The sequence below is a fragment of the Falsirhodobacter xinxiangensis genome (genome assembly GCF_004959935.1).
In the GTDB taxonomy this organism is placed as follows: domain Bacteria; phylum Pseudomonadota; class Alphaproteobacteria; order Rhodobacterales; family Rhodobacteraceae; genus Falsirhodobacter; species Falsirhodobacter xinxiangensis.
Window position 1 is genome coordinate 33,020 of record NZ_SMYN01000020.1, and the last position, 13,635, is coordinate 46,654.

Below are 13,635 nucleotides of genomic sequence, written 5' to 3' on the forward strand. Positions count from 1 at the left end.
ATGCGGCAGTTCACCGACATCTATCAGGTCAAGCAAATGCTGCGCATCGACAGCGATGACCAGAACCTGATCCTCGATCAGCTGGTCATCGCTGCTAGCGAGGCTATTGCAGAGTATATCAAGCTGCCGACTGAAGCGGCGGACGACGATGTGCCGTATCAGGTCAGGATTGCGACTGTCATGCTTGTCGGCCACCTGCTGCGCGGCCCCGATAACGACGTAGAGGGCGCATTCGAAACTGGACTGCCCGCGCCGGTGAAGTCTCTGCTCTATCCGTTGAGGATGCTGACCCTTGCCTAGTTTTCACACCCCTCTATCAGCTGGAGAACTTGACCGTCGCGTGCAGTTTCAGGTGGTGACCACAAACGACGACGGATACGCCGAGGTCGAAACATGGTCCGATGTTGGTTCTCCTCGCTGGGCCAAACGGCAGGACGTCAGCGATAGCGAGAAATACCACGCACAGGCCAACATATCCGAGCTTCGCACACGGTTCACCGTGCGCAGCGATAGCCTGACACGCGGTGTGACAACGAGGGACAGACTGATCAGCGAAGGTGAGACGTTCCACATAGTCGGCATCAAGGAAATCGGCCGGCGAGATTGGCTAGAGATCACGGCCAGCGCCCGGAGCGACCAATGAAGATGAAGGTCGAGGGGCTGAAGGAGCTTCAAGCGTCTCTCGATCAGATCGCCAAGCGATCAACGCAGACGGCGGTGATGCGGCGGGCGTTGACGAAGGCGGCGGAACCCATGCGGGCGAAGGCCGAGGCGCTGGCACCTATCCGGACGGGCGATCTTTCGGAAGGCATCAAGATCAGCACGCGGACCGTGGGTGAGGTTGGGGCAGCGGCTTATTCGCGGACCATGCGCGCGACGGGCGGCGATAAGGGCGCGTCGGTCGCGGCGATGCGGGATGCGCGCCGGGAAGCGCGGGCCAGCGGGGTCAATCCGCCGGTGCAGCTTTTCATGGGGCCGACTGTCGGCAGCGGGTCGTTCTACGGGGTGTTTCAGGAGTTCGGCACGCGCAACCACGCGCCGGACCCCTTCATGCGCCCTGCATGGGAAACCGAAGCGAAGGCCACCGTCGATCGGATCGCGCCGATGCTGCGGGCCGAGATCGACAAGGCAGTGGCCCGCGCGGCCAAGAGGGCGGCGAAGAATGGAAACTGACCTCCGCGTGCTGGTTCTGGCTCTGGTCGATGTCCCGGTGAACTGGGGTAAGCAGCCCGCCAAGGCCCTGATCGGCGTCGTGCTGAACACCATCAGCGATGTCGAAGCGCCCCACATGCGCGGCCCGGACGGGCTGTCGGTGGCGCGGGTCCAGATCGACACCTATGCGGACACCTATGCCCGCGCAAAAGAGATTTCCAACGCCATCCGCACGGGGCTGAACGGCTACCGCGGCGGGCGCTTCCAAGGCGTGTTCCTCGACAGCGTCAGGGACAGCTACGACACCAGCGACACGACGCCCCTGCATCGCGCCTCGCTGGATTTCATGATCAACTACGAGAGGTAAGCATCATGGCTGACGGTATGATCGGCTACGGCTCCACGGTCCGGATCGGTCGTGGTGCAACCCCCACCTGGACCGAACTGGCCTTGGTGGGCGACATCGAAATGCCGGATGAGCAGGTCGATGAGATCGAGGTGACGCACATGAAGTCGCCCGGTCGGCGCAAGCAGTTCATCGCTGGGCTGATCGACGGCGGCGAGGTTTCGATCCCGCTGAACCACATCCCCGGATCGACCACCGATGCGCTGCTGCTGGCGATCAAGGCCACCGGCGAGCAGGTGCTGATCGAGATCACGCTGCCCGCGCCCATCGAAGAGACGCCGACGCCGGAGGTGTTCTCTGGCTATCTGAGCGGCTACGGGCGCACAGCCCCGGTCAGCGACAAGATGACGGCGACGGCCACCTTTCGTCTGTCGGAGGCTGTGGAGGTCTGATGGCGAACCGTTTCATGGGCGAAGTCACGGCGCAGGCGGATGGGGAAACCTACACTCTGCGCATGGACATGAACGCGATGATCGAGTTCGAGGACGCCACGGGCATCGACCCGATGAAGGCGTTCGAGAACGCCGAGGGCGGCGTCGCCAGCCTGAAGGTCATGCGGGCCATCATCCACGCGGCAATGAAGCGGCACCACCCCGACGCCAGCGTGGCGGTCGCGGGCGACATCTTGTCGGAGGATCCCACCGTCGTGGGCCGTCTGATGGCAGCCGCTGCGCCGGAGCCGGAGAAGGATGCCGGGGGAAAGGGCACGGCCGGGGCCAAGCGGGCGGCCTGACCATCCCGGCCATGCTGGAGGCCTATATCGAGGCTGGGTTCGATCCTGCCTCGTTCTGGTCGCTGACGCTCCGGCTTTTCCAGATCCACATGCGAGGCGCACAGGCCCGCATCAGGCGCGACCAGCAGCAGGCCACGACCACCGCCTATCTCACGGCGGGGCTGACGCGCATCAAGAAGCTTCCGAAGCTGAAAGACCTTCTCCGGCAGCCGGGCGAGAAAATGGACGTGGGCATCGCCCTCGGCCTTGTCCGCGAGACGCTGCCCAGGGTCACGCTTGCCGAATGGCAGGCCAGAGGGACGATTTATGGCAAGCGGGAGGAGCGTTAGCGGTCGCGTCTGAGTTGATCGATCTTTTCTGAGACTGCCTTAACCGCCTCCGTATGATCTGCGATCATCTTCATGATGCGAACGACGTCAGCCGGGTCGGCGATCCCCGCGTCAAAGGAAGCCTCAAGACGCGCGACTATTTCGGCATTCATGCTGCGGTTGTTGGTGTCTGCGGCGTTCTTGATCTTATCCCTGAGGCCATCTGGGAAACGGACGGTGTATTGATCTGCGCCGCGTCCAACAGTTGCCATGAGAATCCCCTTCGCTGACCGCATTACTGTAATGTTTCTGCTTGACGTGCAATCGCATCACGGTAATGTGGAGTTACGGTGATACTATGTGGAAGGAGAAGTGAAGTGAGCTTGCAGCGCGTTCCGTTCGGGCTTCGGATGACCGAAGACCTTCAGGACTGGATCAAGATGAAAGCGAAGCGGGAAGACAGGTCGCAGAACTATGTCATCAACCGCATTCTGGCGAAGGCGATGGAAGATGACCACGTCAAGGCCTGAAACGAGAAAGGCCACCGGGGCTGCAACCCCAATGGCCTTTAATGAAACCCAACCGTCTAAGAAAGGTATCTGGCTGTGAATATGCCACTCAACCCTCAACATTTCAATGACCTCGTGACGCCAGCGTTGCGGACGACCTCGAAAATCATCGCTGAGCGGTTCGGAAAACGTCATGCAGACGTTCTGCGCGCCATCCGAGATATGGTGGAAAAAGAACCGGTCTGGGGTCAGCGCAATTTTGCGTCGTTCAAAAACAATGACTTAACTGGCGAGAGCACTTCCCACTACGAGATGACCCGCGACGGATATTCGATGCTCGTTATGGGGTTCACCGGAGAGAAGGCGATGGAGTGGAAGATCCGCTTCCTCGAAGCCTTCAACAAGATGGAGGCAATCCTTAAGGCGCAATCGCAGCCGGTCGCGATTGATCTGAACGACCCGGCTCAACTGATGCCCCTTCTGGCGAGCTACACCCAGCGAACCCAGATCGCTGAGGCGAAGGTCGAAGTGATGGCTCCGAAAGCTGATGCGTTCGACGTCCTCGACGCTTCGGAAGGGTCGATGACGGTGCGCGAGGCGGCGAAGGTTCTGGAGGTGCCGGAGCGCAAGTTCATTCGCTGGCTCGAAACCCGTGGCTGGGCGTTTCGGCAGAACGGTGTCGGCCAATTGCAAGCCTACGTTGATAAGCGAAACGCGGGCTACCTGACCCACAAGCCGCGCACTTACTTCGACGAACGAGTAGGCGAGAACGTGACGAAGCCGCAGATGATGGTCACGGCTAAAGGCCTTGCGCGTCTGGCGGCCGTCTTTTCGAAAGAGGGAGCGCCAAAATGAACCGCCGCAACCTTCTTCGCTCGGCACCTGCCGCTGGCTTCGCCGCCTTGCTAGTCGGCGCAACACCCGCCATCGCGGCGGAACAAGCCGAAACGCCGATCGCCGCGATGTTTCGTGAATGGTCAGCCCTATACGCTTTCATCAATTCCGATGAGGCGCGCGGCATGGACGATTTCGAATGGACGCCGCAGCACGACCGCATGTGGCGAATCGCGGACGACATCATCGAGATGCCCGCGCAAAACGCTGCCGACTTTGTCCGCAAGGTCATCGCTAATACGTGCCGAGGAGAGCATGGACTGCCGGATCACAGTCAGGCACCCGCGCTTTGGAATGAAGCACAGGCGCTGGCGGCTTAAAGATAGGACGGTCCCTCAGGGGGCCGTCTCCAACGGGATAAGGTGCTCCCGCAGTTTTGCGCATATGCCTTTTGCGAAAGGATTTGGCTCAGTCGCCTCGGCGGTTTCCATTTCGTGGCGAGCCTGCTTGATTTGCTCATCGCTCGGGGGGTCGTCCAATCGCCTCGCTTCTTCTTCGAAGTTGCGGAATGCGATATCAAATAGTTCGTTATCGCCAAATTGAGCGCGGCACATCGCAGAGATGGCCAACTGCATTCCGGCAGTCTCAAACTCTGGGCTAACCGCCTCAGAGGATTGAGCGAAAGCGCAGGAGGCAGAAAGAAGCAAGGCCTGCCCCGCCGCTCGAAGGATGGTTACGGAAGTCACCTGAACTTCTCCACTTCGCCATCGTCATATACCAGCCCCCGGATACATGTAGAGATGACGACATCTTCTTTCGCAACGTCCGCTAGACGCAGATTGCTGTATATACCTGTTTGTTCGACAGTGCCCCCGGCATCGATCTTCATGTCAGGATTGAAGGCGATCCGAAGGATATCCCTGCCTAGAACGTCTTGAAAAACGATGCTGCCATCCACCATTCGGATAGACCTATCCGACACGTTGGCGACAGAAACACCCAACCGCAGTTCCTTCATGAACGAACCGTCTGCCAGAGCAGACGAGTAGTCGGTCACCAGCAGAATATCGTCCTTCCCGTTTGAGCAAGCCTCTTGGGCGAACGCCATAGACGGGACTAAAAAGGCCCCGGCAATCATCAACCACTTCATTGCAAATCTCCTCGCATCCACTGATCCGAAATAGGAATCAGCGGGATATTCGCAATGTGAGGCTTCAACTCAAGGTAAAACATGGCAAGCAGCGTGATCGGCAACCTTCGGGTTGCCTTGGGCCTTGACAGTGCGGCCTTCCAAGGCGGTCTGAGGAACGCCTCCAAGCAGGCGGACGGCTTTGCGGCCACGATCCGGGGGCTTGCCGCATCGATGGCCGGCGCGTTCAGCGTCGGCGCTTTGGCGGCTGCGGCTGACCAGTTCACGCAGATGCAGAACGCATTGCGGGCACTGGAAGGCGATCAGGCGGCGGTCAACCGAACAATGGAGGAATTGAACGCCATCGCGGGCCGCACCCGCGCGCCGCTGGATGCCACGGTCAAGCTGTATCAGCGCATGGCAATCTCGGCGAACGAGCTGGGCGTCAACCAGCGCGACGTGTTCCGCTTCACCGAGAACATCGGCCTTGCGCTGGCTCAGGCCGGCGGATCGTCGCAGGAAGCCGCTGGCGCGCTGTTCCAGCTTTCGCAGGCCATGGGCGGCGGGATCGTCCGGGCCGAGGAGTTCAACTCGATCGTCGAGGGCGCTTATCCGATCGCCCTTGCGGCGGCCAAAGGCATCGACGAGGCGGGCGGATCAGTCGCGAAGCTGCGCCAGATCATGCTGGCCGGAAACCTGACCTCCAAACAGTTCTTCGACGCGATCCTGTCGCAGACAGACGAACTGGAGGAAACCTTCGGTCGCACGATGCCAACGATCAGCCAAGCCCTCGGGCGGCTGCGCGATAGCTTCGTGGTGTTTATCGGGCAGATGGATCAAGGGGCGGGCGCATCGGGCCGGGTGGCGCAGGCGATCTTGTTGCTGGCCGACAACCTGCGCCGGGTGGCAACCTATGCGGCGACTGCGGCTGCCGGCTGGGTCACATATCGGGCGGCAACCATCGCGGCTACTGCCGCAACCGGGGGTTTCACTGCCGCACTGACGCTGTTGCGAACGGCAATCGCCAGGACTGGGATCGGCGTTCTGGTCGTCGGCGCGGGAGAAATGGTCCACCAGTTCATGTTGCTCACGCAGCGCGCGGGCGGCTTCGGCAATGCGATGAACCTTCTCGGCGACGTCGTGAACTCCGTCTGGGCTGAGATCGGGCAGGGCGGGCAGGCGCTGGTTCACATATTGAAGGGCGCGGCGTGGGCAATCGCCGGATCATTTATCGACGCCTTCCGGTGGATTTTCGACCAGTGGGATAACCTCATCAACTCGATGCTGGGGCCGTTCAACTCGATGCTGAGCGGTATCGGCGCGGATTTTCAGCTGAATGCGGCGAACCCCATTTCTCAATCGCTGCGGGGTGCCTCGGCGAGCGTTCAGCAATGGGCTGCGGAATCATTCGGGGCGGCCGCTACTGTCTATGACGGAATGACACGGACCAAAGCCGCAGTGGACGCGCTGAAAGGGGCAGTGGATGAGGCCGCTGTTTCGACCGGAGGGGCCGCTGCGGCGGCTGACAGTCTGAACGCTGCGTTGGCTGGCGTGGGCAACTCTGCTGCGTCCGGTGGAGGACGCGCCGCAACAGCTATGGAGCCTTTGAGGCAGACGGTTGAAGAAATCAACGTCGCTGGCGATCAGATGAAGGACACCCTCGGACGCGCATTCGCCGACCTGACCGCGCGGGGCGGGGAGTTCCGCGACGTGCTGAGCAGCGTCTTGTCCAGCCTCGCTGAGATGGCCGCCAGTTCAGCGTTCGATGCCCTCTGGTCGAGAGGCAAGGGGGGCGGCCTTGGCGGGTTCATCGGTGGCCTGTTTGGCATCGGCAGCAACGCCAACGGCACGAACAACTGGCGCGGCGGCTGGTCGTGGGTGAACGAGCGCGGCGGCGAGTTGATGAACCTGCCGAGCGGAACCCAGATCATCCCCCACGACATCAGCAAGCGCATGGCCGACAATGCCAGCGGCGGTGAGAACGTGCATGTGACGGTCGGCATTGACCCGCAGTCCGGCAACCTCACCGCATTCGTAGATCGCCGTTCGGCGGCCACGGCCTCGGCGGTGGTATCGTCCTACGATCAGGCGATGCCGCAGCGCCTCCAGCAGATCAACCAAAACCCGAGGTTCCGCTGATGGCGCTGGTGTTTCCCCTCGCCGCCGACTTCTTCGCTGGTCTGCCCGTGTCGTCGTGCTCGCTCGATCTGGGCGAGGCAATGCAGGTCAGCGGGCGCACGGCGGGCGGATCGGTCCTGACGGCGGGCCTTGGCGCGCGGCTGTGGCAGGGGTCGGTGAACCTGACGCCCATGACCGCGCGGCAGGCAGAGGCGGTTCGGGCGCGGCTGAACGTTCTGCGCGAGCCGGGGCGGACGCTGCTGGTCACGCCGTATCCGGTGGACCGGCCGGCTGCGGGTGCCACGACCGGCCTGACCATTGCGGCGATCAGCACCAACAGCCGCGAGATGCGTCTGAGCGGCGGCACGCTGGAGCCGGGCGACGGGCTGTCCTTCACCTATGGCACGAACCCGATCCGATACGCCTTCCACCGCGTCGTCGCGAACAACGGCGGACTGCTGGAGGTTACGCCGAACATCCGCCCCGGTGCCGCTGTGGGCGCGGCGGTGCGCGTGGTGCAGCCGTGGTTCAAGGCGCTGATCGTGCCCGGCAGCGTGAACGCCGGGACCGCGCAGCCCGGCGACCTGATCACCGGCATCTCCTTCGATATCCAGCAGACCCTCCGGTAACCATGCGCGCCATTCCCGCAGCAATCGCCGCCGCTCGTGCAGAGCGCGCGGGCATCATCTCGCATCACCTCGTCTGGGTGCGCGCAAAAGACCGGGAGACGGGGGCCGCGTCTCCCATCGGCTTCTGGACCGGCGACGATCACCGCGAGTTCACGGTTGGCGGGGCGTCCCGACTCTATTACGGCGCGGGCGGGCTGCTGGCGCTGGATCAGATCGTGCAGGGCGTCGGCATGGAAGTTCGGCAGCATCAGATCAGCCTTTCCGGCATCGCGCCGGAGGTTGAGTTGGCGATCCGAGGCTATGAGGTCCGTCTGGCCCCGTGCGAGATCCATCGGGCCGAGTTTTCGACCGAGACAGGGGCGCTGCTGGCCGCGCCGGAGATGGTCGTGGACGGTGAAGTCGATGCCGTGACCATAACCACCCCGCAGATCGGAGGCGAGGCGACGGTGGGCATGCGCGTGCTGTCCAACGCCGCGCTTCTGACGCGCCCGCTGGCGATCAAGCGGTCGGACGAGAGCCTGCGCGCCCGCGCGCCGAATGACGCCTTCTTGCAATACGCGAAGATCAGCGGGTCGAAGGGCGATCCGTGGGGAGCGAAATGAGACTGCACGATTACATCCGCTCCACCGCGCGCATGCCGTTCAAGCTCGGGCAGCATGACTGCGCGACCTTCGCGACGGGTTGGGTGCTGGCCGCGACGGGGCGCGACATCAGCGAAGGGCTGGCCGGACGCTATCGCACCTATGCGGGCGGGCTGCGGCAGGTCCGCAAGCTGGGTTATGACGACCATGTCGCCCTGATCGCTGCGCATCTGCCGGAGCGGGCAAGCATCGCGGATGCCATGCCGGGTGATATCGCCGTGGTCGAGGGCGAGGATGGGCTGGCGCTGGGCATCTGCGCTGGCGATCACGTGCAGGTGCTGACCGAGCGCGGCTTCGGCGTGGTCGATATGGCGCAGGCGCTGCGCGTGTTCGAGGTGCGCTGATGTCGAAGGTGGCAAAGGTTCTCGTCGGCGCGGCAGCCATCGGCTTCGCAGCCTTCACGGGCGGCGTTTCCCTCGCGGGCCTCGGATCGTTTCTGACGACCGGCATCACCGGGCGGCTGCTGACGTCCGTGGCTCTGTCGGCTCTGTCCCAGGCGCTGGTGAAGCCGCAAGGGCAGAAGAACCCCGGCATTCGGTCCAGCAGCACCGCGCGCGGCGACATCAACCCTGACGGCTTCATCCTCGGGCGATATGCGACGGCGGGGGCGGCTGTCGCGCCGCCCTATACCCATTCCCGGTCCGGCCACAAAACACCGAACCCGTATCTGCAATACGTCATCCACCTTGGCGGCGCGCCGGGGCAGGGGCTCGCAGGGCTGCTGATCGACGGGCGCACGACGGAAATCCTCGGCACGGAAATCCCGTGGGACGGCTCCACCAACTTCGGCGGCGCGAACGACGCGGCGGGCAAGCGGCGCGAATACGGGCGCGAGGTTCGGATCGACGGCAGCGATACGATTGCCTGCTGGGTGCGGTTCGTCGACGGCACGCAGACGGTGGCGGATGGGCGGCTGGTGAACCGATACCGGAACCACCCGGAGCGCCCGTGGACGTCCAGCATGATCGGTGCGGGCATCAGCTATGCCATCGTGACGTTCCAGCTGGAGCAGCCGCTGTTCTCGGGCTTTCCGCAGGTGCAGTTCATCGTGGACGGCATCCCGCTCTACGACCCGCGCAAGGACAGCACGGCGGGCGGCAGTGGCGCGCATCGGTGGGGCCAGCCCGCGACCTATGAGCGGACCGAGAACACCGCCGTTCAAATCTACAACCTTCTGAGAGGCATCTCTCTGCCCGGCGGGCGGGTCTATGGCGGGCGCGCGCGGGCGGAGCAACTGCCGACATCGTCGTGGTTCGCGGGCATGAACGCCTGTGACGCGTCGGTTGCGCTGGCAGGGGGCGGGTCGGAGAAGGCGTGGCGCACCAGCTACGAGATTTCCGTCGCGGATGAACCGGCCTCGGTGATCGAGGAACTATGCAGCGCCGCGTCGATCCAGCTGACCGAGATGGGCGGGACGTGGAAGATCCGCGTCGGCGCGCCCGGCGTGCCGGTGGCGTGGCTGACCGATGACGACATCATCATCAGCCAGGAGCAGACGCACGAGCAGTTCCCCGGCCTCGACAAGACCTATAACGGCGCGAGCATCAGCTTTCCCGATCCGGCGAGCGGCTGGCAGGCCGTGGAGGCCCCGATCCATGTGCGCGCGGACTATGCGGCGCAGGATCAGGGGCGCGAGCTGATCGCCAACCTGTCGCTGCCCGCTGCCCCGTATCAGGCGCAGAACCAGCGCCTCGCGCGGGCCTATGTGGAGGAAGAGCGCCGCTTCCGCCGCCATGTCGTGACCCTGCCGCCGGATTATGGCGTTCTGGAGCCGCTGGACGCGCTGGCATGGTCGAGCGAGCGGAACGGCTACGAGGACAAAATCTTCGAGGTCGTGCAGACCACGACTGATCCTGTCACCCAGCTTGTGACGGCCAGCCTGCGCGAGCGCGATCCGGCGGATTACGACTGGGAGCCGGGGTTCCAGCTGCCCTATGCGCCGAAGCCGCCGATCTGGACCGGGCCGGTGGTGGTCGAGGTGGGGGATTTCGCGGTTTCCCCGTTGATCATCACCGATGCCGACGGCGTCGCGCGGCGCCCGGCGCTGCTGCTGACATGGGACACCGACGATCTACAGGACGTGGATGGTCTGGAATGGGAGGTCCGGCTTTCGGGCGCGACCGATCCTCTCCTGCGCGGCAGCATCACCGATGTGATGGCGGGGCGGCTGGTCATCGCTGAGGGGATTCTGCCGAACGAGGCCTATCAGGTCCGCGCGCGGATGGTGGGCAAGGCGTTCGACAATATCTGGAGTGTCTGGCTGGCGGTCGTTGCGCCGAATGTCGGTCTCGGCGAGCGCGACATTGCCCAAGAGGTTTTCGACGAAATGCGCGACATTGCCGCGCAGGCCGGGATCGAAGCTGTCACGACGCTGCCCGCGACGGGCCGTCCGAACCAGATCGTGATGAAGCTGCCGGAGGGCGTGCTGTATCGCTGGGACGCGGCGGCGGGGCAGTGGGTCACGACGATCTATGCGGGCATCCCCGATGGGGCCATCACCATCGCAAAGTTCGCGCAGGGCATCCGCCCGGCGGAAGTGCTGGACGCGCTGCCGGGCGCACCGCACACCAAGGGGCGGCTGGTCTTCCTGACGACCGACAACAAGCTGTATCGCAACACCGGCACGGGCTGGACCGCTGCGGTGCCGTCAGCGGACATTACCGGCACGATCACCAGCGCGCAGATTGAGGGACTGGCGGCGTCGAAGGTTACGGGGCAGCTGACGAACGACCAGATTGCGGCGGTGGCGGCGGCAAAGCTGACGGGGCAGATCACGGGCACGCAGATCACCGATGGCGCGGTGACGACGGCGAAGGTCGCGGCGGGCGCAATCGAGACGGAAAAGTTGGCCGCAGGATCGGTCATTGCAGACAAGATCGCGTCGAACGCTGTCACGGCGGTCAAGATCCAAGCCGGGTCCGTGGAGACGGCGAAGCTGGCCGCCGGTGCGGTTGAAGCCGACAAGATCGCGTCGGGCGCGGTGACGACGGCCAAGCTGGACGCGCTCGCAGTCACGACGGAGAAGCTGGCGGCTAACTCGGTCACGGTCGGCAAAATCCAAGCCGGGGCCGTGGGCGCGGATCAGATCGCGGCCAATGCGATTACGGCGAAGCAGTTGCTGGTGATGGATTTCACCAACCTTATCCTCGACCCGGACTATAGCGCCGAAAACTCTGGATATTGGAACCTCCTCGGAACCACCTCGGGCATCAGCAGGCAACCCACACCTTCGAACATGCAACGCCCCACGGCGGTGGTGATTGCAGATACGATCACTGCCGGAACTGGCGTCCGCGTTCAGCCGAGCACGCCTATCCCGGTCAATCCTGGCGAACAATGGTATGTGTCTGCGGTCGTCAGGGCGACTGGCACGACGCCATATGCCACGATGGCACTGATTGCCTATTGGTATTCCACGCCAAGTGTGGGCGGTCCAACGGCTTCATCGTCGCCGGACAAGGTTTACGGCAGCGTCTCGCCGCAACCGCTCGACCACACGTTCACTGTCCCCGAAGGCGCGGCCTATGTGTCATTCGGATACGTGCGCCGCTCCACTTCCGGCCAGTCTGGCGGCGTCTTCATGAACCAAATGTCCGCCCGCCGCGTGAACGGCGCAGTTCTGATTGAAAACGGCGCGGTCACGGCGGACAAGATCAGCGCCGGGGCCGTCACCACCGATGCCCTTGCTGCAACGGCGGTCATCGCATCGAAGATCGCGGCGGGGGCGGTGACGACCGACAAGCTGCTCGCCAACGCGGTGACGGCGGTGAAGATCGACACGGACGCGATCGAGGCGCGGCACATCAAGGCCAAGCAGGTAACCGCCGATGCGATGGCAGCCAATTCGATCACTGCCGCGAATGGCGCGATTGCAGATCTTTCCGTTGATACGCTGCAAATACGTGGGAACGCGGTCACGGTGAGCGCCTACGGCGAAATTCCCGACAGGGTTACGTTCAGCAGCGGAAGCGGGCGGCTATTTGGTGTGAGTGCCACCATCAATCGTTCGGTTGGCCACTCGTCCCAGATACTCATTTCGGCATTCACTACCGCGGCCCCCAACGCAACCATGATCATGTATCTATACAGAAACAGCACCCTGATAAAACAATGGGGTTCAGGAGGCGGCCATGCAGTCAGAATTGCAGTTGACGACGACGCAGGTTCTGGGCTGACCAATTATCAGATACAGTTCCAAGCTTTCTATTCTGGCGGTGGTGGTGGCACGCCAGAGTTTAGCAGCACGTTCTCCGAACGGTTCATCTCTGTCACGCAATTCAAGAGGTGAGCGCAAATGGCTGAAAACACGCGATATGTCGTGGTGGACCAACGCGGGGAAATCCTGCAAAGCGGAAAGTGCCCATCTGACGTTGCGCATATGCAGGGCGTTGGAAATACCATCTCCTTCCCGGTGTCAGACGAGCAAATCACGCAGGGCGTTTACTGGCGGGATGGCTCCTTTGTCGAATACCCAGCGAAACCCGGCGACTGGGCCATTTTCGATTACACGTCAGAGGAATGGATCGACCCCCGCACGCCTGCTGATCTGGCGGCGGAATTGGAGGCGCTGCGGTCCGAGGCAATCCAGCAGGTGAATGCCGTCTCGGGTGCGATCCGGGCGCGCTTCATCACCGTCATTCCGGGGCAGGAAATGCTTTACCTGCTGAAAGAGCGCGAGGCAGTGGACTGGCTGGCGGCAGAGGCCCCGGAAATCGCCGATTATCCGCTGGTCGCTGCCGAGATCGGCATCACCGCCGATGACGCGGATCAGGTGGCGCAGGTCTACGTCAACATGGCCGCCATGCTCCGCCTTACCGCCGCCCAGCTCGAAACCCTCCGGCTGGGGGCGGTGGTCGCGATCGAGGGTGCATCGGACGTGGGTGCGATCGAGGCCGCGCTGGCGCAGTTCCTCGGGGCGGTCCAGTGAGGGCCGCGCTTCGTTCCATCTGGTGCGAGATCGTCCAGCCGTCCAAGCCCGATGAGCCAGCGTATTACGTGATGCTGATCGCCGTTGGGCATGCCCTGCTGGGGGCCAGCCTCGCGCCGCTGGACGTAGCGGCGTGGTTCGCTGCCGGGCGCTTCGCGATCCCGGTCATCTACTGGGCACTGAAGGAGTGGGGCGACCTGCGCCGGGGCGGTTCCATCTTCGACGGGCTGGTCGATACCGGCTTTGTCG

At 63.3% G+C, this 13,635-nt stretch carries 20 protein-coding genes; 17 read left to right on the top strand and 3 right to left on the bottom strand.

Annotation, left to right across the window (positions count from 1 at the left end; translation table 11 throughout):
* Genes E2K76_RS17265 through E2K76_RS17295 form a run of 7 tightly spaced genes read left to right on the top strand, consistent with a single transcriptional unit; the run spans nucleotide 1 to nucleotide 2,620 of the window.
* The gene (locus E2K76_RS17265) at nucleotides 1-300 is read left to right on the top strand and encodes a head-tail connector protein (RefSeq protein ID WP_169053370.1); all 300 of its coding nucleotides are present in this window, start codon (nucleotides 1-3) and stop codon (nucleotides 298-300) included.
* The gene (locus E2K76_RS17270) at nucleotides 293-643 is read left to right on the top strand and encodes a phage head closure protein (RefSeq protein ID WP_136685694.1); all 351 of its coding nucleotides are present in this window, start codon (nucleotides 293-295) and stop codon (nucleotides 641-643) included. Before E2K76_RS17265 ends, E2K76_RS17270 begins: the two co-directional genes overlap by 8 nt.
* Nucleotides 640-1,173, top strand: a complete 534-nt coding sequence (locus tag E2K76_RS17275) for an HK97-gp10 family putative phage morphogenesis protein (RefSeq protein WP_136685695.1) — start codon at nucleotides 640-642, stop codon at nucleotides 1,171-1,173. The genes E2K76_RS17270 and E2K76_RS17275 overlap by 4 nt, the downstream gene beginning before the upstream one ends.
* Nucleotides 1,163-1,519, top strand: coding sequence for a tail completion protein gp17 (gene gp17, locus E2K76_RS17280; protein ID WP_136685696.1), 357 nt, complete (start codon nucleotides 1,163-1,165; stop codon nucleotides 1,517-1,519). Before E2K76_RS17275 ends, gp17 begins: the two co-directional genes overlap by 11 nt.
* 5 nt (nucleotides 1,520-1,524) lie before the next feature.
* Nucleotides 1,525-1,950: a phage tail tube protein gene (locus tag E2K76_RS17285; protein ID WP_136685697.1), complete on the top strand. Its 426-nt coding sequence runs from the start codon at nucleotides 1,525-1,527 to the stop codon at nucleotides 1,948-1,950.
* Nucleotides 1,950-2,291, top strand: coding sequence for a GTA-gp10 family protein (locus E2K76_RS17290; RefSeq protein ID WP_136685698.1), 342 nt, complete (start codon nucleotides 1,950-1,952; stop codon nucleotides 2,289-2,291). Before E2K76_RS17285 ends, E2K76_RS17290 begins: the two co-directional genes overlap by 1 nt.
* A gap of 11 nt (nucleotides 2,292-2,302) precedes the next feature.
* Nucleotides 2,303-2,620 (top strand): hypothetical protein, encoded by a 318-nt coding sequence (locus tag E2K76_RS17295; RefSeq protein WP_136685699.1) that lies wholly within the window; start codon nucleotides 2,303-2,305, stop codon nucleotides 2,618-2,620.
* Here E2K76_RS17295 and E2K76_RS17300 read toward each other — a convergent pair.
* Nucleotides 2,617-2,871: an Arc family DNA-binding protein gene (locus tag E2K76_RS17300; RefSeq protein WP_136685700.1), complete on the bottom strand. Its 255-nt coding sequence runs from the start codon at nucleotides 2,869-2,871 to the stop codon at nucleotides 2,617-2,619. The two genes, E2K76_RS17295 and E2K76_RS17300, sit on opposite strands and share 4 nt — an antisense overlap.
* 105 nt (nucleotides 2,872-2,976) lie before the next feature.
* On the opposite strand from E2K76_RS17300, the gene E2K76_RS20450 reads away from it, so the two are divergent.
* From E2K76_RS20450 to E2K76_RS17310, 3 genes are all read left to right on the top strand, one after another.
* A complete protein-coding gene (locus tag E2K76_RS20450; protein WP_169053371.1) occupies nucleotides 2,977-3,129 on the top strand; it encodes a hypothetical protein in 153 nt (50 codons plus the stop codon).
* 81 nt (nucleotides 3,130-3,210) lie between these two features.
* Nucleotides 3,211-3,963, top strand: coding sequence for a Rha family transcriptional regulator (locus tag E2K76_RS17305; RefSeq protein ID WP_246033004.1), 753 nt, complete (start codon nucleotides 3,211-3,213; stop codon nucleotides 3,961-3,963).
* Nucleotides 3,960-4,322 (top strand): hypothetical protein, encoded by a 363-nt coding sequence (locus E2K76_RS17310; RefSeq protein ID WP_136685702.1) that lies wholly within the window; start codon nucleotides 3,960-3,962, stop codon nucleotides 4,320-4,322. The genes E2K76_RS17305 and E2K76_RS17310 overlap by 4 nt, the downstream gene beginning before the upstream one ends.
* Nucleotides 4,323-4,337: 15 nt before the next feature.
* Here E2K76_RS17310 and E2K76_RS17315 read toward each other — a convergent pair whose 3' ends face one another.
* Both E2K76_RS17315 and E2K76_RS17320 read right to left on the bottom strand, forming a co-directional pair.
* Nucleotides 4,338-4,688, bottom strand: a complete 351-nt coding sequence (locus E2K76_RS17315; protein WP_136685703.1) for a hypothetical protein — start codon at nucleotides 4,686-4,688, stop codon at nucleotides 4,338-4,340.
* A complete protein-coding gene (locus E2K76_RS17320; RefSeq protein ID WP_136685704.1) occupies nucleotides 4,685-5,092 on the bottom strand; it encodes a hypothetical protein in 408 nt (135 codons plus the stop codon). Before E2K76_RS17320 ends, E2K76_RS17315 begins: the two co-directional genes overlap by 4 nt.
* An 81-nt stretch (nucleotides 5,093-5,173) precedes the next feature.
* Here E2K76_RS17320 and E2K76_RS17325 point away from each other — a divergent pair, with 81 nt between their 5' ends.
* From E2K76_RS17325 to E2K76_RS17355, 7 genes are all read left to right on the top strand, one after another.
* The gene (locus E2K76_RS17325) at nucleotides 5,174-7,210 is read left to right on the top strand and encodes a tape measure protein (protein WP_136685705.1); all 2,037 of its coding nucleotides are present in this window, start codon (nucleotides 5,174-5,176) and stop codon (nucleotides 7,208-7,210) included.
* Nucleotides 7,210-7,818, top strand: a complete 609-nt coding sequence (locus E2K76_RS17330) for a hypothetical protein (RefSeq protein WP_136685706.1) — start codon at nucleotides 7,210-7,212, stop codon at nucleotides 7,816-7,818. Before E2K76_RS17325 ends, E2K76_RS17330 begins: the two co-directional genes overlap by 1 nt.
* A 2-nt stretch (nucleotides 7,819-7,820) precedes the next feature.
* Entirely contained in the window at nucleotides 7,821-8,420 is a 600-nt protein-coding gene (locus E2K76_RS17335) for a hypothetical protein (protein WP_136685707.1), read from the top strand.
* Nucleotides 8,417-8,803 (top strand): DUF6950 family protein, encoded by a 387-nt coding sequence (locus E2K76_RS17340; RefSeq protein WP_136685708.1) that lies wholly within the window; start codon nucleotides 8,417-8,419, stop codon nucleotides 8,801-8,803. Before E2K76_RS17335 ends, E2K76_RS17340 begins: the two co-directional genes overlap by 4 nt.
* Nucleotides 8,803-12,747 carry a phage tail protein gene (locus E2K76_RS17345; protein WP_136685709.1) on the top strand — a complete coding sequence of 1,315 codons (3,945 nt, stop codon included), beginning with the start codon at nucleotides 8,803-8,805 and terminating at the stop codon, nucleotides 12,745-12,747. Before E2K76_RS17340 ends, E2K76_RS17345 begins: the two co-directional genes overlap by 1 nt.
* Before the next feature lie 6 nt (nucleotides 12,748-12,753).
* Nucleotides 12,754-13,386: a hypothetical protein gene (locus tag E2K76_RS17350; RefSeq protein ID WP_136685710.1), complete on the top strand. Its 633-nt coding sequence runs from the start codon at nucleotides 12,754-12,756 to the stop codon at nucleotides 13,384-13,386.
* A partial coding sequence (locus E2K76_RS17355; RefSeq protein ID WP_136685711.1) for a hypothetical protein occupies nucleotides 13,383-13,635 on the top strand: 253 nt, incomplete at its 3' end. The genes E2K76_RS17350 and E2K76_RS17355, both read left to right, overlap by 4 nt.